The organism is Micromonospora sp. KC721, from assembly GCF_004348355.1.
GTDB lineage: Bacteria > Actinomycetota > Actinomycetes > Mycobacteriales > Micromonosporaceae > Micromonospora.
Genome location: NZ_SMJY01000104.1, coordinates 1 through 21,407 on the forward strand (window position 1 = coordinate 1; position 21,407 = coordinate 21,407).

Genomic DNA, 21,407 nt, shown 5'->3' on the forward strand with positions numbered 1-21,407 from the left:
GTGGGTGGGCGGACGTCCCGGCTCGGGTCGGCGCCGGCCAGCCCCTCGCGCACCACGAACCGGTGCAGCCCGCGAACCGCCGACGCGGCCCGGGCGGCCGACGACACGGCCAGCGGCGGGTGCCCGTCGTCCCCGGCCCGCAGTCGCGCCAGGTGGGCCTCGACCTGCCCGGCGTCGACGGCGGCCAGGTCGGTCACCCCGGCCGCGGTCAGGGTGTCGAGGTAGCGTGCCAGATCCCGGCGGTACGACGAAAGCGTGTTCGCCGACAGCCCACGCTCGACGGTGAGGTGGTCGAGGTAACCGCGGACGGCACGACGCAGGGCCGGCGCGGGTTCCCCGCCCGCGCCGGCCCGCTGCCGGGTACCGGTCAGCTCAGCACCTCGGCCAGCGGCAGGACGTCCAGTCCGTGCGCCTCGGCGACCGGGCCGTAGACGACCCGCCCGTCGTGGGTGTTCAGGCCCAGCGCCAGCGCCGGGTCGCTGCGCAGCGCCTGCCGCCAACCGTGGTCGGCCAGCTCCAGGGCGTACGGCAGGGTGACGTTGGTCAGCGCGTAGGTGCTGGTGTTCGGCACCGCGCCGGGCATGTTCGCCACGCAGTAGAAGATCGATTCGTGCACCCGGTAGACCGGGTCGGCGTGCGTGGTGGGGCGCGAGTCCTCGAAGCAGCCGCCTTGGTCGATGGCGATGTCGACGAGCACGCTGCCCGGCTTCATCCGGCTCACCAACTCGTTGGAGATCAGCTTCGGGGCCTTCGCGCCGGGCACCAGCACCGCGCCGATGACCAGGTCCGCGTCGAGCACCGCCCGCTCGATCTCGTACGCGTTGGAGGCGATGGTCTGCAGATGACCCCGGTAGATGGCGTCGGCCTGACGCAGCCTGGCCACGTTCTTGTCCAGCAGCAGCACCTCGGACTGCAGGCCCAGCGCGATGGCGGCGGCGTTCATGCCGGACACGCCCGCGCCGATGACCACGGTCTTGGCCGCGTACACGCCGGAGACGCCGCCGGGCAGCACACCCCGCCCACCGCCGGTCCGCATCATGTAGAAGGCGCCCACCTGGGGGGCGAGCCGGCCGGCGACCTCGGACATCGGGGCGAGCAGCGGCAGCGACCGGTCGGGCAGCTCGACGGTCTCGTACGCGATCCCGGTGACCCGGCGGTCGACCAGCGCGTCGGTGCACTCCTTCGAGGCGGCCAGGTGCAGGTAGGTGAAGAGCACCTGGCCGGCGCGCATCCGGTGGTACTCCTCGGCGACCGGCTCCTTGACCTTGAGCACCAGCTCCGCGGTGTCCCACACCTCGTCCGCACCGGCCAGGATCTTGGCACCGGCGGCGGCGAACTCGTCGTCGCCGATGCTCGACCCGAGGCCGGCACCGGACTCGACGAAGACCTGGTGGCCGTGGCGGACGAACTCGTTGACGCCCGCCGGCGTGATCGCCACGCGGTACTCGTGGTTCTTGACCTCGCGTGGGATTCCGACCTTCACGATCAGACACCTCTCTCCGGGGCTACTCGTCCCCGACTGCGCGGCCCCGCCTCCGGCCCCGTTGCCGGCGCGGTCGACCGGTCCCGCCGGCGGCAGTCTAGGCGTGCCCGCTCGCCCCGGGCGCCCACACTGTGACACCCGGCGCGCGTCACGCCTGACGATGTGTCAGGTGTACGGCGGCGTTCACCCTCATCGTCGCACCGGACGAGCGTCGCCGCTCGGAACCGCCGTCCGGCGGCTCATCTCCGGGCCGGCACGCTGGCGGCCCGTGCGTCGTGCCCCGGACGAACACGCGGGAGGGGCCGCACGACACGACGCGGCGGCCCCTCCCGACGTACCCGGATCAGCGCGGCAGCGGGGCGTCGACCCGGCGCAGCACCGACCAGCCGGCGTCGCGGGCCCGGGCGGCGGCCAGCAGCCCGGCCACGCACGGCCCGTTGGTGATCTCCCCGGCCAGCACCATGCCGACCGCCTCGTCGAGGTCGAGCCGGACAATCTGGATGTCGGCCTCCTCCTCGCGCCGCCGGTGCCGCCGGTCGGCGGGGACCTCGGCCAGGTCGCGGGCGAGGAAGACCCGGACCACCTCGTCGGAGAAGCCGGGCGAGGTGTGCACGTCCACCAGCAGGTCGAGAGTGCCGGCGGTCAGGTCCGCCTCCTCGGCCAGTTCCCGCGCCGCGGCGGCCGGCAGCTCCTCGCCGTCGACGTCCATCAGCCCGGCCGGCAGCTCCCACAGGTGCCGGCCGACCGGCTGCCGGTACTGCCGGACCAGCACCACCTGACCGGCCTCGTCCAACGCCACCACGGCGACCGCGCCGACGTGCCGGACGTAGTCGCGCGTCGCGGTGCCACCGCCGGGCATGGTCACCTCGTCGGTGACCACGTCGAAGATCCGCCCCTGGTAGCGCTCGGTGCGCGACCGCAGCTCGTAGCGGTGCTCGACGGCGCTCACGACGCCGACGCCGCGGTCACCGAGGCACCGTTGCGGGCCGCCTTCTGCGCCGTCGCAGCCGCCGGGGTCTCCGCCACGTGGTCCAGGTCGACCGGGAGCTGGTCGGCCTCGGAGTACGCCACGGCGGCCTTGACGAACGCCGCGAACAGCGGATGCGGGCGGGTCGGGCGGCTCTTGAGCTCCGGGTGCGCCTGGGTGGCCACGAAGAACGGGTGCAGGCTGCGGTCCAGCTCGACGAACTCCACCAGTCGGCCGTCCGGCGAGGTGCCGCAGATGTGCAGGCCGGCCTTGGTCAACTGCTCCCGGTAGGCGTTGTTCACCTCGTACCGGTGCCGGTGCCGCTCGCTGACCTCGGTGCTGCCGTACGCCTCGGCGACGATGGAGCCCTCGGCAAGCTTCGCCGGGTAGGCCCCGAGCCGCATGGTGCCACCCAGGTCGCCCTTGCCCGCGACGATGTCCTCCTGGTCGGCCATGGTGGCGATGACCGGGTGCCGGGCCTGCTCGTCGAACTCCACCGAGTTCGCCCCGTCCAGGCCGGCGAGGTGCCGGGCCACCTCGATGGTCATGCACTGCAGGCCGAGGCAGAGGCCGAGCAGCGGCACGGCGTTCTCCCGGGCGTACCGGGCCGTGCCGATCTTGCCCTCGATGCCGCGTACGCCGAACCCGCCGGGAATGACGATGCCGTCGACGCCGGCCAGGGCCGCCGCCGCGCCGGACGGGGTGACGCAGTCGTCGCTGGGCACCCAGCGCAGCTGCACCCGGGCCCGGTGGCCGAAGCCGGCGGCCCGGATCGCCTCGCTGACCGACAGGTACGCGTCGGGCAGGTCCACGTACTTGCCGACCACCGCGACCGTGACCGTGTGGTGCGGCTGGTGCACCCGGTCGAGCAGGTCGTCCCAGCTGGTCCAGTCGACGTCGCGGAAGGACAGCCCGAGCCGGCGCACCACGTACGCGTCGAGGCCCTCGCGGTGCAACACCTTCGGGATGTCGTAGATGCTGGGCGCGTCCGGTGCGGCGGTGACCGCCTCGCGGTCCACGTCGCAGTAGAGGGAGAGCTTCTCCTTGACCTTGTCCGGAATGTCCCGGTCGCAGCGCAGCACCAGCGCGTCCGGCTGGATGCCGATGCTGCGCAACTGCGCCACCGAGTGCTGGGTGGGCTTGGTCTTCAGCTCTCCCGACGGGGCCAGGTACGGCACCAACGACACGTGCAGGTAGAAGCAGTTGTCCCGGCCCAGGTCGTGGCGAACCTGACGGATCGCCTCCAGGAAGGGCAGCGACTCGATATCGCCGACCGTGCCGCCGACCTCGGTGATCACCACGTCCGGGGTGTGGCCGTCGGCGTCCGGGTCGGCCATGCCGAGAATCCGTGCCTTGATCTCGTTGGTGATATGCGGGATGACCTGCACGGTGTCGCCGAGGTACTCGCCGCGCCGCTCCTTGGCGATCACGTCGGAGTAGATCTGGCCGGTGGTGACGTTCGCCTTGCCGGACAGGTCCCGGTCAAGGAACCGCTCGTAGTGCCCGACGTCGAGGTCGGTTTCCGCGCCGTCCTCGGTGATGAACACCTCCCCGTGCTGGAACGGGTTCATCGTCCCGGGGTCGACGTTGAGGTACGGGTCGAGCTTCTGCATCACCACGCGCATGCCGCGGGCGGTCAGCAGGTTGCCGAGGCTGGAGGCGGTGAGGCCCTTACCCAGCGAGGAGGCGACGCCCCCGGTGACGAAAATGTGCCTGGTCGTCCGTGCTGAAGGGGCCAAGGCCTGCTCCCGTGTCGTCCGTAGCGGTCGTGCGAACCGCCGTGCCGATCAGCAAAGTGATCACGCGATCCACGGGATTCCACGGTAACACCTCTCCGGCCAGGGGCCGGCGGTGCACCCGGCCCCGCACACCCTGCAACCGCGGGGTCAACCCGCCGCGACCTCGGTCGAGGGCCGCTCCGCCGGCTCGGGTTTCCGGGCGGACGGCACGGCCGGTCCCCCGGACCGGGCCTCGCCCTCCCCCGCCGTCCGGCCGCCGTCGCGCTTCCCGTCGGCGTCGTCGCCGGGCCCGGCCTCCGCCGGGGCCGGTCCCCGGTCGGCTGCGCCGGGCACCGCACCGCCGCCGGGCAGCCCGCCACCGCCCGACCCGTCCGGCCCGTCGCCGCGCTCCCGGCTCTCGCCCGGCAGGGTGCGGTCGGTGGAGTGGTCAAGCACCCGCAGCGACGCCAGTGCCGCCATCGGCACCGCCAGCGCGCCGGCCGCGCCGGCCACGTCCAGGGCCGCGCCGCCGAGCACCCCGCCGATCACCGACGCGACCGCGGTGCCGGCCATCGCCGCCCGGATCGCGGGATAGATGCCGAACAGCCGCATCAGGCCGCCCCACGGCTGGAGCAGCGCGAACCAGACCAGCAGGGCACCCAGTACGGCCAGCACGGTCAGTGGGCTGTTCACCAGCGTCTCGAAGTTGGCGGTGCTGGAGCGGTGCAGGGTCAGCCCACCGGTACCGTCGCCGAGCGCGGCGAGGAACCGGCCGAGGCTGCCCCGTTCCTCGGCCGGGCGACGGGCGTCCGTCACGGCGTACCCGACGGTCAACGCCAGACCGGCCATCGTGGCCCAGACCAGCCGGCTCATGGTCAACCAGCCGCCGGTGCTGATCGCCGCCGCCACCGCCACCCCGGCGGTCAGGGCCACCGCACCGATCGGGTCGGCGCCCAGGTAGGGGCTGCCGACCACCACCACGGCGACGCCGCCGACGGCGACCATCACCATGGGCCGCCACTCACGCCGGACCCGCTGGGCGAGCCAACCGGCCCCGAGCAACCCGGCGGCCAGGAACACGCCGAGGCCCACCGTGCCCAGACCGGCGAACCGGCCGCCCTCCAGAGCCGAGTAACCGACCACGCCGTTGAGCTGCAACCGGGCCCCGCTGAGCACGTCGGCACCGACGACCAGGGTGGCCAGCCCGGCGACCGCGCCGAGCGGACCGAGGGTCCGTTCGTGACCGGGAGCGAAGCGCACCAACGCGGTGGCCCCGCCGATCAGGGCCAGGGTCACCAACGCGAACCACCAGCCGGCGTGGTCACCACGCCACCAGGGAACGGCGTCGGCCAGCAGGGCCGCCGGGACGGCGAGGGCGACGGCGACCAGCAGCAGTTCTACGGCGGCCACCACCCGCCGGGAGACCGGCCGTGGACCGTGCGGGCCGGCGTGCCGGCGGGCCCGGCGCAGCAGCGGCAGCACGGCGACGAAGAGTGCCACCTCGGCCAAGGCGAGCAGGGTGAAGAACCAGCCGGCCACGGTCCGCTGGGCGCCGGCCTCCCGGTCGGCGTCGGCGGTGGCGGTGATCGCGGCGGGCAGGTCGTCCGGCCGGCCGTCGACCCCGACCGCCGGCCGTCCCAGGAACAGTCGTTCGGGCATCGGTCGCCCGAGCGCGGACAGCGCCGTCGGTGCCAGGTCGATCAGTTGCAGGTAGCCTTCCCGGGCGGTGCTGGCCGAGGTGAGCCAGCCCTTCTCGAAGCCGGGCCCGTCGGCGACCGCGACGTGCAGCCGCGCCGGTGCGGCCACGTCGGAGACCCCGGCGACGACGACCAGGGAGCGGGGCGGGCGGGCGGCCAGCACGGTGGCCAGCGCGGTGTCCGCCCGGCGCGCCTCGGCGGCCCGGGCGACCGGGTCGTCGCCGGTGACGCTGCCGAGGTCGACGATGCTGAGCACGCAGGAGCCGAGCAGGTCCGCCGGGTCGGCGGGCAGTTGCGCGGCGTACCGGTCGACCCGGCCGAAGGGGCGGGCGGCGGCGACAGCGGCGCCCGGACCGATCGCCACCGAGCAGCGCACCGACTCCGCCAACGACCCGGGCACCGCCCCCCAGGGCAGCCGGTCCTGGTTGTAGGCGACCACGCTCTCCTGCTGCGGCAGGTTCGCGCCGATCCGGTCCGGCTGTTCGACGGTGACGTCGGCGGGCGGGCAGACGCCCGGGGGCCGGCTGCCGTTCCACGCGGCGTAGCTGCCCGCACCGAGCGTGAGCCAACCGTCGACCGGGCAGGTCGGGCGGCGCGCGGAACGGGTGGACAGCGACCCGATGGAACCTTCCTGGGCCATCCGCCACAACGTGGGGGTGGTCTGCGCGTTGACGTCCTCCCAGCGCAGGCCGACCACGCCGACGAGCACCACGAAGTCGGCGGTGCGCCGGGGGGCGTTGCCGTCCGGGCGGGCCGCCAGGGCGGTCACGCCGAGCACCACCACCAGCAGGGTGAGCAGGATCGGGGTGAGTCTGCGCAGCATCACCGGCGTCCCGTCGACGGGGTGTCCGCGTCGGGGGTGGCCGGCCCGGCACTGTCGGGGGCCACCTGCGCGTAGAGCGCGACCAGGGCAGCGACGGTGTCCTCCTCGTCCGGCCAGCGGGCGGCCTGTTCGGTGCCGCGCCGGGCCAGGTCGGCCCGGAGGCTGGCGTCGTCGAGCAGGCGCCGCACCGCCGCGTCCACCGCGTCGACGTCGCCCGCCGGCACCAGCAACGCCGCGTCACCGACCAACTCCGGCAGCCCGCCCACCGCGGTGGCCACCAGCGGTACGCCGGCCCGCAGCGCCTCCTGCGCGAAGAGCTGCCGGGCCTCCCAGTCACTGGTCACCACCGCCACGTCGGCGCCGGCGAGCAGGTCGGCGATGTCGGTGCGGTGGCCGAGCAGCGTCACCGGTGCCCGGGCGGCGGAGATCCGGGCGGCCAGCTGCAGGTAGGCCGGTCCGCTGCCGGCGACCACGACGACCGGGGGCGGGTTGCGGCTCCGCCAGCGGGCCGCGGCGTCGACCAGCACGTCGTACCGTTTTTGCGGGTGCAGCCGGCCGACGGAGAGGATCAGCGGTTGGTCGGTGGCGACACCGAACTCGGCCCGCACGGCGGCCCGGCGTCGGCGTGGCGCGGGCAGTGGCGGCGCGGCGACGGGGGCGAACCGGGCGTCGGCCGCACCCAGCGCGGCGGCCCGCGCCACCAGGTCGCGGGAGGCACCCAGCGCCACCCGGACGGACCGGGCGACGATCCGCTCGGCGAGCCGGGACAGCTGACCGCGCAGCCCACCGGCGAGCACCGCGTTGTGCCAGGTGACGACCACCGGCGCGGCGGGTCGGGCGAGCGTGGCGACCAGCCCGGCGCGCAGCCCGTGGGCGTGCACCACCTGGATGGTCTCGGCGGCCAGGGCCCGGCGCAGTGCGGCGACGGCCCGGACGTCGGCCGGGGTGGGGCTGGCCGGGATCTGCACCGGGGTGAAGCGGGCCCCGACGCCGGTGAAGTCGAACTGGTCCTGGGTGGCGGCGGGTCCGCAGACCAGCACGGAGGCTCCGGCCGCGGTGAGGCCGCGGGCCACCGAGCGTACGTGCTGGCCCACCCCGCCGGTGCTCGAGGCGAGCAGCAGGACGACCGTGCCCGACCAGCGGGCTGGCGAGGTCGCGTCGGTCATGGGGAGACCGTCTCCTTCCCGTCGCCCCGTTCCGGAAAGCTGCCGTCCGGCGGGCCGGGTGGGGTGTGCCGGCGCCGGAGGCCGAGCCGGCGCAGCACCCCGCCGAGCAGCGGCTGCACGTCGGGCCGGTCGGTCAGCCAGGCCACAGCGAGGAACACCGCCCCCACCACGACCCCGGACAGCATGCCCTGCGCGAGCGCCTGCGCTGTCGTCGGGGTGTCGTCGCCGGCGAGCCACCGGGCGGCGAACCAGCCGGCGGGAGCGGCGAGCCCGGCGGCGGCCAGCCCGGCGGCGGCGGCCCGGCCCGTCCCGGCCAGCGCGGACCGGCCGGCGACCCGGGCGACCGCGGTGAGCAGCAGCCCGCCCAGCAGCAGCATGCCGACCGAGTTGGCCAGGGTGACGGCCAGCACCCGGTCGGCCCGGGGCAGCAGCGCGGCCAACGGTACCGCCGCCACCGGCACGGCGAGCCAGCCGACGGTGATGGCGACGGTGGCCACCCGGGCGGCACCGCGCGCGTAGAGCGCGCGCGAGAGCACCGCGAAGAGCCCGTAGCCGACCAGGCCGGGAGCGAAGCCGACGATGCCGGCGGCGGTCGCCGCCGTGCCCAGCGGGAAGAACGCGCCGACCGCCTCGGCGGTGCCGACCAGCGCGGCCGTGCCCAGCAAGCTGAACAGCAGCACACCGCGCACCGCCGGGGCCAGGGTCCGCCGGTAGCCCGCCTCGTCACCGCCGGTGGCGGCCGTGGCCAGGGTCGGGTACGCGGCGACGGCGAGCGGCACCGCGAGCACCGCCCAGGGCAGCAGGTACATGGTCTGCGCCAGGTTGTAGACCTGCGGTGAACCGGTCGGCCCGCCGGAGACCCGGTTGAGGATGACGACGAGCGCGAGCTGCTGGGCGGTGACCGTGACGGCGCCGGCCGCCGCCAGTGCGCCGACCTTGGCCCGGGCCTCGGCGGGGAACCGGTAGCCGGGGCGTGGCCGCAGCCCCAACCGGCGCACCGGAATCAGCAGCGACAGCGACAGCACCACCACGCCGAGAGTGGTGCCGCCGGAGAGGAGCAGTTCGCCGCCGCGGCTCACCTCGGCGATGCTGGCGCCCCGCCCCTCGCCGGCGCCGAAGACCAGGTACACCACGACGACGGTGAGGCTGGACAGCAGCGGCGCGATCACCGGCCAGGCGAAGCGCCGGTGTGCCTGGAGCACGCCGGTCAGCACGATGCCGATGCCGTAGAGCGGCAACTGCGGGGCGAAGACCCGCAGCATCCGGGCGCCGGCCGCGAGTTCGGCCGGTGAGCGGGCGTCGCTGATCAGCCCGACGATCGGGTCCGCGAAGAGCACGACCAGCGCCGCGAGCGGCACCAGCAGGGTCAGCATCCAGGTCAGCAGCGATCCGGTGACGGCGGCCACCGTCCGCCGGTCACCGGCCTCGGCCGGGCCGGCGAGCAGCGGTACGACCAGGCTCGCCAGCGCCCCGCCGGCCACGATCTCGAAGATGATGTTGGGGACGGTGTTCGCGACGACGTACATGCCGCCGAGGTCGCTGCGTTCGACGACCCAACTGAACACGGCGGTGCGGCCGAAGCCGGCGAGGCGGGCGACCACGGTCAGGACGGCGATGAGGGCGGCCGCCCCGGCCACCCGGCCGGCGTCGGCGAGGGGTGCCGGTCTGCTCACGTCAGTCGGATCGCCGACCCAGCTCGTCCAGCTCGCGCAGCCCGGGGGTGCGCTGGATGACGGCCGTGAAGCTGACCTTCTCACTGGCGGCGGTGAGCCCGGCCAGCACGGCGAGGATGCCGGCCCGGCCGAGCGGCCCGGTACGGGCGGCCAGGGCCACGCCGAGCAGCGCGCCGAGGGCGTTGGCACCGCTGTCGCCAACCATCACCTGCTCGTCGAGGTCCTCGCCGAGCAGGCCGGACGCCGCGCCGACGGCCCCGGCGGCGATGCCGCCGTGCGGGCCGCCCGTCAAGGGGACACCGAGCAGCAGACCGGACTTGAGCGCCCGCCCGGGGCGCAGGTCCAGCAGGTTGACCAGGTTCGCCGTGCCGGCCACCACGCCGGCGCCGAGCAGCACGTCGACGGCCCGACCGAAGGTTCCCTGCCGCTGCCGGCGGCGGTGCGCGGCGACCCGGGGGTCGGCGGCGAGCAGCGCCGCCGCGCCGAGCCCGGCGGCCCCGACGCCGACGACCTTCGCCATGCCGGCGGTGACCCGTCCCTCGCGCAACGCGGCGAGGTGACCGGTGAACCCCTTGGCGGCCTTCTGCTCCGGCCGGGCGCCGACCACGTCGTCGTAGAGGCCGACCGCGCCCGAGCCCAGCCCGGCCACCAGGGCGGCCGCACCGGCCGGGCCGCTGGACGCGCCGAGCGCTGCGGCGCCGGCCGCGCCGACGGCCAGCGCCGGGCCGGCGGCCAGGGTGACGGTACGACCTCGGAAGTTGGTGCGTTCCAGTGCCGGCCCGACCGGGGCGGTACGGATCTCCCGCAGCGCGTACCGGGCGGTGGCGGCACCGGCCGCGGCGGCCAGCAGCCTGGAGATCATGCTCACCCGGCACCTCCGGTGCACACGCGCGACGGTGTTCCGGTCACCGGGGTACGTCGTTCGCTCACTGGAGCAGTCTAGGCAGGAGCTCCGCGGCGTTGTCGCCGACGCCGTACTGACCGGCCTTCTTCTCGGTGAGCTGCTGCACCAGGGCGAGGACGGTGACCAACTGCCCCTGCGCGGTGTTGGCGTTGTCGACGGTGGAGATGGTCTGAGCCAGCACCGGGTCGCCACGGACGACCGACACCAGGTTGCCGCCGGTGGAGCCGTTGCCGGCGACGACGATGGCGCCCGTGCGGTCGAACTGCTCGGCGACCTTCACCACCGACTCGTCCTTCTTGGCGGAGTCCTTGTCGACGTAGGGCTGGCCGCTGACCACCACGACGGCCTCGGCCGGGCCGGTGATCTGGTTCTCCGCGGTCAGGTAGCCGGCGTTGGAGTACGCGGTCAGCACCGCCCTGCGGTCCGCCTCGGTCACCGCCGGGGTGCCCTGGGGCCGGTCGAGCAGCACGCTGGCCAGCAGGGCACTGGAGGTCTCCACCCCGTTGCCGTTGCCGGGCAGCGCCGAGGCGGGCGCGGTGGGCCGGGCGGCGGTGACGGCCAACTCCATCAGGTTGGTGTTGTTGTCCGGGTTGATGAACTTGTCCTGGACGTCGACCCGGCCGGTCACCTTGGCGCCGGCGAGTTCCAGCATCTTCAGCACGCCCTCGGTGTGGTCCTGCCCGGTCGGCATCCGCAGCACCAGCACCCGCTTGTCGGCGAGCCTGCCCGGCAGGAACACCTCCGCCATCTGCGCGGCGTACTCCTCTTCCAGCTCCAGCTCCCGCTGCATGCTGTTGACCGACTGGCGCATCTGCTGGTTGTCCTTGCGCAGCCCGTTGACCGTCTCGTTGAGGGAGTCGGCCACCGGGCCGTTGAGGGCGGCTGTGCCGACCACCAGGCCGATGGCCAACGCCAGGAAGACCGCGGTCAGGGACACCACGTGGTACCGGAAGTTGATCACGCTTGCAGCCTCTTGATCGGTCGGGAGCTAGAAGAGCTGGCCGAGCTGGAACACCAAATTGTCCCACCACTCGGAGACCACGCCCAAATACGCCTTCCCGACCGTGGAGACCGCCACCGCGGAGGCCATCGCGGCGATCGCCGACAGCACCAGCAGCAGCAGCGACGAGCCGGAGATGCTCTGCCGGTAGAGCCGGCTGACCCCCTTGGCGTCCACCAGCTTGCCGCCGACCTTGAGCCGGGTCAGGAAGGTGGACGCCATGCCGCCGCGCCCCTTGTCCAGGAACTCCACCAGGGTGGCGTGGGTACCGACCGCGACCAGCAACGAGGCCCCCTTCTCGTCGGCCAGCAGCATCGCCAGGTCCTCGCTGGTGGCGGCGGCCGGGAAGGTGATCGCCGGGACACCGAGCCCGTTGACCCGGGCCAGGCCGGGTGCCCGCCCGTCCGGGTACGCGTGCACGATCACCTCGGCGCCGCAGCGCAGCACGTCGTCGGTGACCGAATCCATGTCCCCGATGATCATGTCGGGGGTGTAACCCGCCTCGACCAGCGCGTCCGCCCCACCGTCCACGCCGATCAACACCGGCTTGAACTCCCGGATGTACGGCCGCAGCACGTCCAGGTCGGCCTTGTAGTCGTAGCCACGGACCACGATCAGGCAGTGCCGGCCCTGGACCTGGGTCTGGATGTCCGGTACGCCCACCCCGTCCAACAGCAGGTCACGTTCCTGCCGGAGGTAGTCCATCGTGTTGGCGGCGAACGCCTCCAACTGCACCGACAGCCCCTCCCGGGCGTCGGCCATCGCCTTGGCCACGGTCTCGGCGTCCTGCAGCTCACCGTGCGCCACCGGCTCGTCGCCGAGGTACACGGTGTTGCCCTCGATCCGGACCGTGTCCCCCTCCCGGACCCGCTCGAAGATCCCCTCACCCAGGTCGTCCAGGAGCGGAATGCCGGCAGCCACCAGCACCTCGGGCCCGAGGTTCGGGTACCGGCCGGAAACCGACGGCTTGGCGTTCAGGACCGCCGCGACGCCCACGGCGACCAGCGAGTCGGCCGCCACCCGGTCCAGATCGACGTGGTCGATCACTGCGATGTCGCCGGGGCGGAGCCGGCCGACCAGCCGCTTCGTGCGGCGGTCCAGACGTGCGGTGCCGAGAACTGAGCCCGGTTCCGCGTTCCGGGTCCGGCGCAACGTGGGTAGACGCATCGTGACCATCCTGGCATGTGAGGCAGGGTTTTCTGTCGCGACATGCCTGAGCAGGGCCGCCTACCCAGGGAAGCACACCAGAGCCCGGGCCGGTGTGCCTCTGCTCACAATAGCGCCGGTCAGAGCCGCCTTTCCCGGGCCGCCACGGCCAGGAGTTCCTCGGCGTGAGCGATACCCAGATCCGAGTCCGGCAAACCGGCGAGCATCCGGGCCAGCTCACGGGCCCGCTCGGTGTCCTCCACCACCCGCACCCCGCTGGTGGTCACCGCGCCACCGGTGTCCTTCGCCACCACCAGGTGCCGGTCGGCGAACGCGGCGACCTGCGGCAGGTGGGTCACGACGAGCACCTGGTGACTGCGGGCCAGCCGGGCCAGCCTCCGGCCGATCTCCACCGCCGCCTGGCCACCGACCCCGGCGTCCACCTCGTCGAAGACCAGCGTGGGCGGCCCGCCGGAACCGGCGAAGACCACCTCGATGGCGAGCATCACCCGGGACAGCTCACCACCGGAGGCGCCCCGCTGCAACGGCAACGACGGCGCGCCCGGATGCGCCAGCAACCGCAGCTCCACCTCGTCGGCGCCATCCGGGCCGACGCCGACCTCGGCACCGTCGACCGTCAGGGTGGGCTCCGACCGGCCCGCCGACCGGGGCAGCACGGCCACCTCGATGCGGGCGTGCGGCATGGCCAGCCCCGCCAGCTCCACGGTCACCTGCTCGGCGAACCGGGTCGCCGCCTCCTGCCGCGACGCCGAGACCCGGCCGGCCAGGTCGGCCACCTCAGCGGCGAGCCGGGTCGCCTCCCGGTCCAGCTCATCGAGCAGATCGTCAGAGGTGTCCAGGTCGGACAATCGGGCGCGGGCCCGCTGCGCCCAGGCCACCACCCCGTCGACGTCGTCGGCGTACTTGCGGGTCAACGCGCGCAGGGCGGCCCGCCGTTCGTAGACAACCTGCAACCGGGCCGGGTCGGCGTCCAGCGCCGCGAGGTACGCCGACAGCTCGGCGGAGACGTCGGCGACCAGGGTGGCCGCCTCCTCCAGCCGGCCCGCCAGCTCACCGAGGGCCGGGTCCGTGCCGGCCTGCGCCTCCAGGGTGCGCCGGGCCGCGCCCAGCAGCGCCGTGGCGTCCGGTGTGTCGTCGGCGGCTTCCACCCCGCCGGCCACGCACTGGTGGGCCAGCTGGGCGGCGGTACGCAGCCCCTCGGCGTGCTCCAGCCGCTGCGCCTCGGCCTTCAGCTCGTCGTCCTCGCCCGGCTGCGGATCGACCCGGGTGATCTCGTCGAGACCGAGCCGCAACAGGTCGGCCTCCTGGTGGCGGGCGCGGGCGTTGCGCCGCCGGTCGGCCAGGTCATCGACCACGTGCCGCCACCGCGTGTACGCCTCGCGCAGCGCGTCGAGCAGCTTCTCGTGCTCCGGACCGGCGAACCGGTCCAGCGCGGCCCGCTGCTCGGCCGGGCGCAGCAGGCGCAGCTGGTCGGACTGGCCGTGCACGGCCACCACCTGCTCGCCGACCTCGCCGAGCATGGACACCGGCATGCTCCGGCCACCCAGGTGGGCCCGGGACCGACCCTCCACGGTGACCGTACGGCTCATCAGCAGCGAACCGTCCTCGTCGGGCTCCCCACCGGCCTCGACGATGCGGGCGTGCACCACGTCGGCAACCGGGCCGCCCAGGCGCAGCCGACCCTCGACCACCGCGCGGCCTGGCTCGGCCCGCACCCGCCCGGCGTCGGCCCGGCCACCGAAGAGCAGCCCGAGACCGGTCACCACCATCGTCTTGCCGGCACCGGTCTCGCCGGTGATGACGTTCATCCCGCCGGTCAACGGCAGGGTGGTGTCCTCGATGACGCCCAGTCCGGTGATGCGCAGCTCTTCCAGCACAGCACCCGACAGTAGACGCGGGCCCCGACAGTTGCCAGCCGGCACCACCCGGCTGTGGACAAGCCGGCCCCGGAGCTCACCGAGCCGGTCGAGCCGTCACCGTCGACTGCCGCGCCACCCCTGCACCGGCAGGTCGAACTTGGCGACCAACCGGTCGGTGAACGGCCGGTCCCGCAGCCGGACGATGCGCACCGGCAGCGCACCGCGCCGCACCGTCACCCGGGCTCCCGGCGGCAGGTCGAACACCCGCCGGCCGTCGCAGCACAGCACCGCGAGGGTGGTGAACGGGTCCACGGTGATGGCGAAGGTCGAGTCGGGCGCGGTCACCAGCGGACGGCTGAACAACGCGTGCGCGCTGATCGGCACCAGCAGCAGCGCCTCCACCTCCGGCCAGACCACCGGTCCGCCGCCGGAGAAGGCGTACGCGGTGGAGCCGGTGGGGGTCGCGCAGACCACGCCGTCACAGCCGTACCGGGACAGCGGCCGACCGTCCACGTCGACGAGCAGCTCCAGCATCTGGGCCCGCTCGCCCTTCTCCACGCTGATCTCGTTCAGCGCCCAGGACTCGATGGTCGGGCCGCCGTCGAATTCGGCGGTGACGTCGAGGGTGAGTCGTTCGTCCACCCTGTAGTTGCGGCCCACCACATCACGGACCGCGACGTCCAGGTCGTTGATCTCGGCCTCGGCGAGGAAACCGACCTTGCCGAGATTGATACCGAGCAGCGGCGCCTTCGCCGGGCGGGCCAGCTCCGCCGCGCGCAGGAAGGTGCCGTCGCCGCCGAGGGCGAAGACGATCTCGGCACCCTCGGCCGCCTCCGGCCCGGCCACCGGCACGACCCCCGGCAGGTCGAGGTCGTCGGCCTCCTCGGCCACCACCCGCACCTCGAAGCCGGCGGCAATGAGGTCGGCGGCAACCGCCCGGGCGTGCTCGGTGCTGCGCCGGCGACCGGTGTGGGTCACCAGCAGGGCGGTGCGGCTCACCGCTCCACCCGCCCGTCGGTGCGCGGGCTCACACAGTCGCTGACACTCACCGGACCAGCCTCTCGTATCCGCTTACCGGGCTAAGCCTCGTCGCTCACCCGGACATCTGGAGGATCCGCCTGCGGCGCGGGGCCGGACGGCGGCACGCCCTCGGGTCCGGCGGCCACCACCGCCCGTACCCGCTGCGGATCGGCCGCCGCCGCGCCCCGCCGTAACCATACGAAGAACTCGACGTTGCCGCTCGGCCCGGGCAGCGGACTCGCGGCCACGCCGGCCAGCCCCAGGCCGAGCCGCGCCGCCGCCGCGGCGACGTCGAGCACGGCCTCGGCGCGCAGCGCCGGATCACGGACCACGCCGCCGGCACCCACCCGTTCCTTGCCGACCTCGAACTGCGGCTTGACCATCAGGGCGAGGTCGCCATCGGCCCGGGTACAGCCGGCCAGCGCCGGCAGCACCAGACGCAGCGAGATGAACGACAGGTCGGCCACCGTCAGGTCGACCTCACCGCCGATGATCTCCGGGGTCAGGGTACGGACGTTGGTCCGCTCGAAGACCCGTACCCGCTCGTCGGTGCGCAACGGCCAGGCGAGCTGCCCGTAACCGACGTCCACCGCCACCACCTCGGCGGCACCGGCGCGCAGCAGCACGTCGGTGAAACCTCCGGTGGAGGCACCGGCGTCGAGGCAGCGCCGACCAACGGCGGTCAGCCCGCCCGGGCCGAACGCGGCGAGCGCGCCGGCGAGCTTGTGGCCGCCACGCGAGACGTACTCGTCGGTGGGGTTCTCCCCGGTGACCAGCAGCGGATCGGCGGGGTCGACCATCGCGGCGGGCTTGCGCGCCGGCACCCCACGCAGCTGGACCCGGCCGGCTTCCACCAGGGCGACGGCCTGCTCCCGGGAGCGGGCCAGACCGCGGCGGACGAGTTCGGCGTCGAGGCGGGTACGACGTGCCATGGGGGTGGTTCTCCGGTCGGTCAGGCCTGGTCGATGGTGGCGAGGGTCTCCCGCAGCGTCTGGTACGCCGCCTCGTACTGGGCGATCTGGTCGGCCGGGGGCAGCCCCGCTGCGTTGGTCATCGCCTGGACGGCGGCGTCCACGGCCGGGTGGTGCGCCTCGCCGACCTCGTCCGGCGGGGTGAAGCCCGTCGGCGGGCCGGGACGCGGCACAGGTGGCGGGCCGGGCCGAGCGCCGGGCGGCGGACCCGGCCGGAACGGGCCGCTCACGACCGCCCGCCGCGCGGGTACCCGCCGGTCATTCCGCGCCGCCCGTGGTCCGCTTGCGCGGCGCGGCCTTCTTCGCCGGCGCGGCCACCCGGTTTTCGCCCGGTGTGGTGGAGACCACGGCGGGCGGCTTCTTCGCCACGGCCTTCTTGGCCACGGCCTTCTTGGCCACAGCCTTTTTCGCGACGGCCTGGGTGGGGGCCGGGACCGGCGCGGAACCGCCCGGCGTACCGGTGTCGCTGCCCGCATCCGCCGGCGCACCGGCCCCGGCCAGGTCAGCGGGGGATGTCGAGGCGTTTCCCGGGCCGCCCCTGGCCTCGCGGAGCTGGCGTTCCAGCTCGTGCACCCGGCGGGTCAGCTCGGCCACCTCGTCGGCCGTGGCGAGCCCCACCGCACCGAGTGCCCGGTCCACCTCGAAGCGGACCAGCTTGGTCAACGCCTCCCGGTTGGCCGCCCCGGTGGAGACGAGTTCCTCGGCGAGCGCCTGGAGTTGGGCGGCGGTGGCGCCGCTGGTCCCGACGACGCGCCGCACGGCCTCCTGGGCCTTCTTCCGGGGCGCCTCCGTCAGGCCCATGGCCAGCTCGAGGTAGGCGCGCCACGCGTCCTGCATGCCTGAATCCTTCCGCGGGGCGGGATGTGCGGGTCTCACGCTACCGGGAGCCCCGGACACCCCATTGCGGTACGGTGCCGGGAAGCGGCGTGGCGCGACAAGGGAGGCGACGTGGCCAGCGTGGACGAGTGCCGACAGGCGTTGCGGGATCTGGCGGCCCGGCTGGACCGGCACGCCGACGTGCAGGGCAGGATCGATCTGGACCGCACACTCGCCTGCCGGATCACCGACCTGGACACGGCGTTCCACGGCCGGCTCGCCGGCGGCCGGCTGGTCGACCTGGCCGACGGCGACGACTCGAAAGCCAAGATCGCCCTGGTGGCCAACAGCGACGATCTACTCGCCCTGGTGCGCGGGCAACTCGACATCACCAAGGCGATCGCCGCCCGCCGGGTTTCCCTCAAGGCCAACCCGTTCGACCTGATGAAGCTCCGCAAACTGCTCTGAGGGAGCAGGCCGTGCGCCGGTGGTGGAGGCCGCTCGTCCCGGACCGGTCGCCCGGCAACCACCCCGGGCGGCCGCGGCTCCAACGACGGTCAGGCCGGCACACCGAGCGCTTCCAGGGCCCGTCGCGCCTCCGGTGTCCCTGGTCGCACGGCCGGCTTCGACTCGACGGACCAGGCGGCCGCACAGAGCACCACGAGGGCGTCCAGCGGGCGTCCCGCGCCGTGCAGCTGCAACCCGTCGCCGGTCACGGTCGCGGACCAGCCCTCGGCTGACGGCTTTCCCGCAACCTCCACGACGGCCGCCGGGTCGAAGAGCCCGGCCAGGTCCTTCGCCACGTACGTGGGTCGCCGCCACGGCGGTGCGGCCAGCAGCTCGGGTACGTCGCTGACGCCGGTCAGCACCAGCAGGCTGTCCAGCCCGGCGCGGCGGGCTCCCTCGATGTCGGTGTCCAACCGGTCGCCGACCACCAGGGTGCGCCCCTGCCCCGCCCGGCGGGCGGCGGTGGCGAACAGGGCCGGTTCCGGCTTGCCGACGACCAGGTCAGGGGCCCGGTCCAGCGCGTGGCGCAGCGCCGCCACCAGTGAACCGTTGCCGGGCAACGGGCCACGACCGCTGGGTAGGGTCCGGTCGGTGTTGGTGGCGATCCAGGTCGCGCCGCCGCGCACGGCGACCGCCGCCTCGGCCAGATCGACCCAGCCCACCTGCGGGCCGTACCCCTGGACCACCGCGACCGGCGACTCGTCGGCACGGGTCACGGGGGTGAGCCCGACGGCGCGGACCTCGGCGCGCAGCGCTTCCGCGCCCACGACGAGCACCGGGGCGCCGGTCGGAAACCGGTCCCGGAGCAGTTCGGCGGCGGCCGCCGCGGAGGTCAGCACCTCGTCCGGCGAAGCCGGCACGCCCATGCCGGTGAGCAGGTCGGCGACCTCACTGGAGCGCCGGGAGGCATTGTTGGTCGCGTACGCGACCGAGCGGCCCTCGGCGTGCAGCCGACCGACCGCCTCGACCGCGCCGGGAATCGGCCGGTCGATCAGGTAGATGACCCCGTCCAGGTCGAAGACGACCAGTTCGTACCCGTCGACCAGCCGGTCCCCGGCGACCTCGCTCATCGCTGACCCGGCTCCGATCCGTCGCCGCCCGTCGGCTGCTCGGCCGGCGCGTCGGCCCGGAACTCGACCTGGGGCGCGCCGCCGGGCACCGCCCGGTCGACCGGCGCGACCTGCTCACCGCCGGCCTGCTCGTCGGTCGCCACACCAGCCTGCTCGTCGGGCGCTGCGGCACCGGGGGCGAGGTCGTCCTCCTCGCCCTCGCCGAGGACGTCCTGGTCCTCACCGGCGAGGTCTCCGGCGGCGACGGTCAGATTCGCGTCCGGTCGGGCGGGCGCGGCGCCCGGGGTACCCGGACCCGCCGCGATCTCCTCGGCCGTCTCGTCGTCGTCCTCGTCGCCCTCGATGACCACCCCGTCGAGTTCCAGCAGCCGTTCTGCGGCGTCGGTCTGGCCGTCGGCGTCCACGTCGGCAGCGCGGGAGAACCACTCCCGGGCCTCCTCACGGCGTCCAACCGCCAGCAGCGCGTCCGCGTACGCGTAACGCAGCCGGGCCGTCCACGGCTCGGCCGCGTCGGCGGTCAGCTCGGGGACCTGGAGCATCGCGACCGCGGCCTCCTTCTGGCCGAGGTCACCACGGGCACCGGCCGCCACGATCAGCAGTTCGATCCCCATCGCCGGGTCGAGCTTCGCCCGGTCGGCGCCCCGGAACAGGTCGATGGCCCGCTCCGGGCGCCCCAGCGCCCGCTCGCAGTCGGCCAGCACCGCCAGGTGGCTCTGCAACCCGGTCATCCGGTGGTAGGTCCGCAACTCGGCGAGCGCGGTCTGCCACTCTCCCGCGTGGTACGCGGCCAGTCCGACCGCCTCCCGCACCGCGGAGATCCGCGCGGCCAGCCGGCGGGCCGCCATCGCGTGCGCCAGCGCCTCGGCCGGATCCTCGTCGATCAGCTGGCCCGTCGCTACCAGGTGCCGGGCGACGGTCTCCGCCACCGGCTTGTTCAGGGAAAGCAGTTCGGCGCGGACGGCGGTGTCGAGGTCGGTCGCGGAGATCTCGTCCGGCAGCGCCGGCGCGACCGCACGACCGCCCTCGGCCTCGTCCTGCCGCTCCCGGTCGAGGCCAAAGCCACCCTCGCGACGCCGGTCCTCGAAGCCTCGCCGGTCGTCACGACGCGGCCGGTCACCGTAGCCGCCGCGGTCGGCGCCCCGGTCGGGTCGGTCGCCACCCTCACGACGCTCGCCGCCCCGGTCGCCACCCTCACGACGCTCGCCGCCCCGGTCGCCACCCTCACGACGCTCGCCGCCCCGGTAGCCGCCCTCACGGCGGTCGCCGCCGCGGAAGCCGCCCTCGCGACGCTCGCCGCCGCGGAAGCCACCCTCACGGGGGGCCTCGCCGCCGCGGAAACCGCCCTCACGACGCTCGCCGCCGCGGAAGCCACCGCCCTCACGACGGTCACCGCCACGCGGGGCCTCGCCGTCGCGGCGGAAACCACCCTCACGACGGTCACCACCCCGGTAGCCGCCCTCACGGCGTTCGCCGTCACGGAAGCCACCACCGCGCGGGGCCTCGCCGTCCCGGCGGAAACCACCCTCACGGCGGTCGCCGCCGCGGAAGCCACCCTCACGGGGGGCCTCGCCGCCCCGGTAGCCGCCCTCACGACGCTCGCCACCGCGGAAGCCACCGCCCTCACGACGGTCACCACCCCGGTAGCCGCCCTCACGGCGTTCGCCGTCACGGAAGCCACCACCGGGCGGGGCCTCGCCGTCCCGGCGGAAACCACCCTCACGGCGCTCACCGCCACGCGGCGCCTCGCCGTCACGGCGGAAACCACCCTCACGGGGACCCGAGCGGTACCCGCCCTCACGACGGTCACCGCCGCGCGTGTCACCGTCACGGCGGAAGCCGCCCTCGCGGGGACCGGAACGGAAGCCACCCTCGCGACGGTCACCGCCGCCGAAGCCGCCCTCGCGACGCTCGCCGCTGCGGAAACCACCCTCACGGCGCTCACCGTCGCGGAAGCCACCGGTACGCGGAGTGTCACCATCGCGGCGGAAACCACCCTCACGCGGGCCGGAACGGAAGCCACCCTCACGACGCTCACCGCCGCGGAAGCCACCCTCGCGGGGGGCCTCGCCGCCGCGGAAGCCACCCTCACGACGCTCACCGCTGCGGAAGCCACCGGCGCGCGGAGCGTCACCATCGCGGCGGAAACCACCCTCACGGCGGTCACCGCCGCGGTAGCCCCCGCTGTCACGGCCGCCGCGGTCGGCGCCGGAGCCGCCCCGCTGCCCGCCTCGATCGTCACGGTCTCCGCGGTACGGGGGACGGTCGTCCCGGCGCGGGCCGGCACCCCGCCCTTCAGGGCGGTCGGCTCGGTCCTCGTAACGGCGTGGACGGTCTCCGCCCTGCGGTGCTGAACTCACGGGTACATCCTTCCTCATTGCGCCACCAACGGCGCTACGCAGTCGAGGGCCGACCCGGAATGGGGCGGCCCTCGACTGGAAGATTGTCCGGCGGTGTCCTACTCTCCCACACCCTCACGAGTGCAGTACCATCGGCGCTGGAGGGCTTAGCTTCCGGGTTCGGAATGTTACCGGGCGTTTCCCCTCCGCCATGACCGCCGTAACACTAT

The 21,407-nt window shown here is 74.4% G+C and carries 19 protein-coding genes and 1 rRNA gene; 2 read left to right on the top strand and 18 right to left on the bottom strand.

What is annotated here, in order from left to right; genetic code table 11:
• The 15 genes from E1182_RS18155 to E1182_RS18225 form a co-directional block, all read right to left on the bottom strand.
• Positions 1 to 371 (bottom strand): site-specific integrase (locus E1182_RS18155; protein WP_165942649.1); only part of this gene is annotated, 371 nt, incomplete at its 3' end.
• Entirely contained in the window at positions 368 to 1,483 is a 1,116-nt protein-coding gene (gene ald, locus E1182_RS18160; protein WP_132266806.1) for an alanine dehydrogenase, read from the bottom strand. The genes E1182_RS18155 and ald, both read right to left, overlap by 4 nt.
• 343 nt (positions 1,484 to 1,826) lie before the next feature.
• Positions 1,827 to 2,432, bottom strand: coding sequence for an NUDIX domain-containing protein (locus tag E1182_RS18165; protein ID WP_132266808.1), 606 nt, complete (start codon positions 2,430 to 2,432; stop codon positions 1,827 to 1,829).
• A complete protein-coding gene (locus E1182_RS18170) occupies positions 2,429 to 4,189 on the bottom strand; it encodes a CTP synthase (protein WP_132266811.1) in 1,761 nt (586 codons plus the stop codon). The genes E1182_RS18165 and E1182_RS18170 overlap by 4 nt, the downstream gene beginning before the upstream one ends.
• A gap of 147 nt (positions 4,190 to 4,336) precedes the next feature.
• Positions 4,337 to 6,688, bottom strand: a complete 2,352-nt coding sequence (locus tag E1182_RS18175) for a hypothetical protein (protein ID WP_132266814.1) — start codon at positions 6,686 to 6,688, stop codon at positions 4,337 to 4,339.
• Positions 6,688 to 7,854, bottom strand: a complete 1,167-nt coding sequence (locus tag E1182_RS18180) for a glycosyltransferase family 4 protein (RefSeq protein ID WP_132266816.1) — start codon at positions 7,852 to 7,854, stop codon at positions 6,688 to 6,690. The genes E1182_RS18175 and E1182_RS18180 overlap by 1 nt, the downstream gene beginning before the upstream one ends.
• A complete protein-coding gene (gene murJ, locus E1182_RS18185; RefSeq protein WP_132266819.1) occupies positions 7,851 to 9,527 on the bottom strand; it encodes a murein biosynthesis integral membrane protein MurJ in 1,677 nt (558 codons plus the stop codon). The genes E1182_RS18180 and murJ overlap by 4 nt, the downstream gene beginning before the upstream one ends.
• Before the next feature lies 1 nt (position 9,528).
• A complete protein-coding gene (locus E1182_RS18190) occupies positions 9,529 to 10,389 on the bottom strand; it encodes a hypothetical protein (RefSeq protein WP_132266842.1) in 861 nt (286 codons plus the stop codon).
• 64 nt (positions 10,390 to 10,453) lie between these two features.
• Positions 10,454 to 11,392 carry a copper transporter gene (locus E1182_RS18195; RefSeq protein ID WP_132266821.1) on the bottom strand — a complete coding sequence of 313 codons (939 nt, stop codon included), beginning with the start codon at positions 11,390 to 11,392 and terminating at the stop codon, positions 10,454 to 10,456.
• A 27-nt stretch (positions 11,393 to 11,419) separates the two neighbouring features.
• A complete protein-coding gene (gene steA / locus E1182_RS18200) occupies positions 11,420 to 12,598 on the bottom strand; it encodes a putative cytokinetic ring protein SteA (RefSeq protein WP_132266824.1) in 1,179 nt (392 codons plus the stop codon).
• 119 nt (positions 12,599 to 12,717) lie between these two features.
• Positions 12,718 to 14,475, bottom strand: coding sequence for a DNA repair protein RecN (recN, locus tag E1182_RS18205; protein ID WP_132266827.1), 1,758 nt, complete (start codon positions 14,473 to 14,475; stop codon positions 12,718 to 12,720).
• A 96-nt stretch (positions 14,476 to 14,571) separates the two neighbouring features.
• Positions 14,572 to 15,456 carry an NAD kinase gene (locus E1182_RS18210; RefSeq protein WP_132266829.1) on the bottom strand — a complete coding sequence of 295 codons (885 nt, stop codon included), beginning with the start codon at positions 15,454 to 15,456 and terminating at the stop codon, positions 14,572 to 14,574.
• An 80-nt stretch (positions 15,457 to 15,536) separates the two neighbouring features.
• Positions 15,537 to 16,409: a TlyA family RNA methyltransferase gene (locus E1182_RS18215; RefSeq protein ID WP_132266831.1), complete on the bottom strand. Its 873-nt coding sequence runs from the start codon at positions 16,407 to 16,409 to the stop codon at positions 15,537 to 15,539.
• Between the two features lie 20 nt (positions 16,410 to 16,429).
• Positions 16,430 to 16,678 (bottom strand): hypothetical protein, encoded by a 249-nt coding sequence (locus E1182_RS18220; protein ID WP_132266833.1) that lies wholly within the window; start codon positions 16,676 to 16,678, stop codon positions 16,430 to 16,432.
• Positions 16,679 to 16,706: 28 nt separating this feature from the next.
• Positions 16,707 to 17,285: a phasin family protein gene (locus tag E1182_RS18225; protein WP_132266836.1), complete on the bottom strand. Its 579-nt coding sequence runs from the start codon at positions 17,283 to 17,285 to the stop codon at positions 16,707 to 16,709.
• A 111-nt stretch (positions 17,286 to 17,396) separates the two neighbouring features.
• Here E1182_RS18225 and E1182_RS18230 point away from each other — a divergent pair, with 111 nt between their 5' ends.
• Entirely contained in the window at positions 17,397 to 17,732 is a 336-nt protein-coding gene (locus tag E1182_RS18230) for an SCP2 sterol-binding domain-containing protein (protein ID WP_132266838.1), read from the top strand.
• A gap of 89 nt (positions 17,733 to 17,821) precedes the next feature.
• On the opposite strand, the gene E1182_RS18235 is transcribed toward E1182_RS18230, so the two are convergent.
• Positions 17,822 to 18,841, bottom strand: coding sequence for an HAD-IIA family hydrolase (locus tag E1182_RS18235; protein WP_132266840.1), 1,020 nt, complete (start codon positions 18,839 to 18,841; stop codon positions 17,822 to 17,824).
• The gene (locus E1182_RS18240; protein ID WP_243706283.1) at positions 18,838 to 19,767 is read right to left on the bottom strand and encodes a lipopolysaccharide assembly protein LapB; all 930 of its coding nucleotides are present in this window, start codon (positions 19,765 to 19,767) and stop codon (positions 18,838 to 18,840) included. Before E1182_RS18240 ends, E1182_RS18235 begins: the two co-directional genes overlap by 4 nt.
• Here E1182_RS18240 and E1182_RS31185 point away from each other — a divergent pair.
• Positions 19,744 to 21,192 (top strand): hypothetical protein, encoded by a 1,449-nt coding sequence (locus E1182_RS31185; protein ID WP_165942648.1) that lies wholly within the window; start codon positions 19,744 to 19,746, stop codon positions 21,190 to 21,192. The two genes, E1182_RS18240 and E1182_RS31185, sit on opposite strands and share 24 nt — an antisense overlap.
• Positions 21,193 to 21,283: 91 nt before the next feature.
• On the opposite strand, the gene rrf is transcribed toward E1182_RS31185, so the two are convergent.
• Positions 21,284 to 21,400 (bottom strand): 5S ribosomal RNA (gene rrf, locus E1182_RS18245).
• Between the last annotated feature and the right edge of the window lie 7 nt (positions 21,401 to 21,407).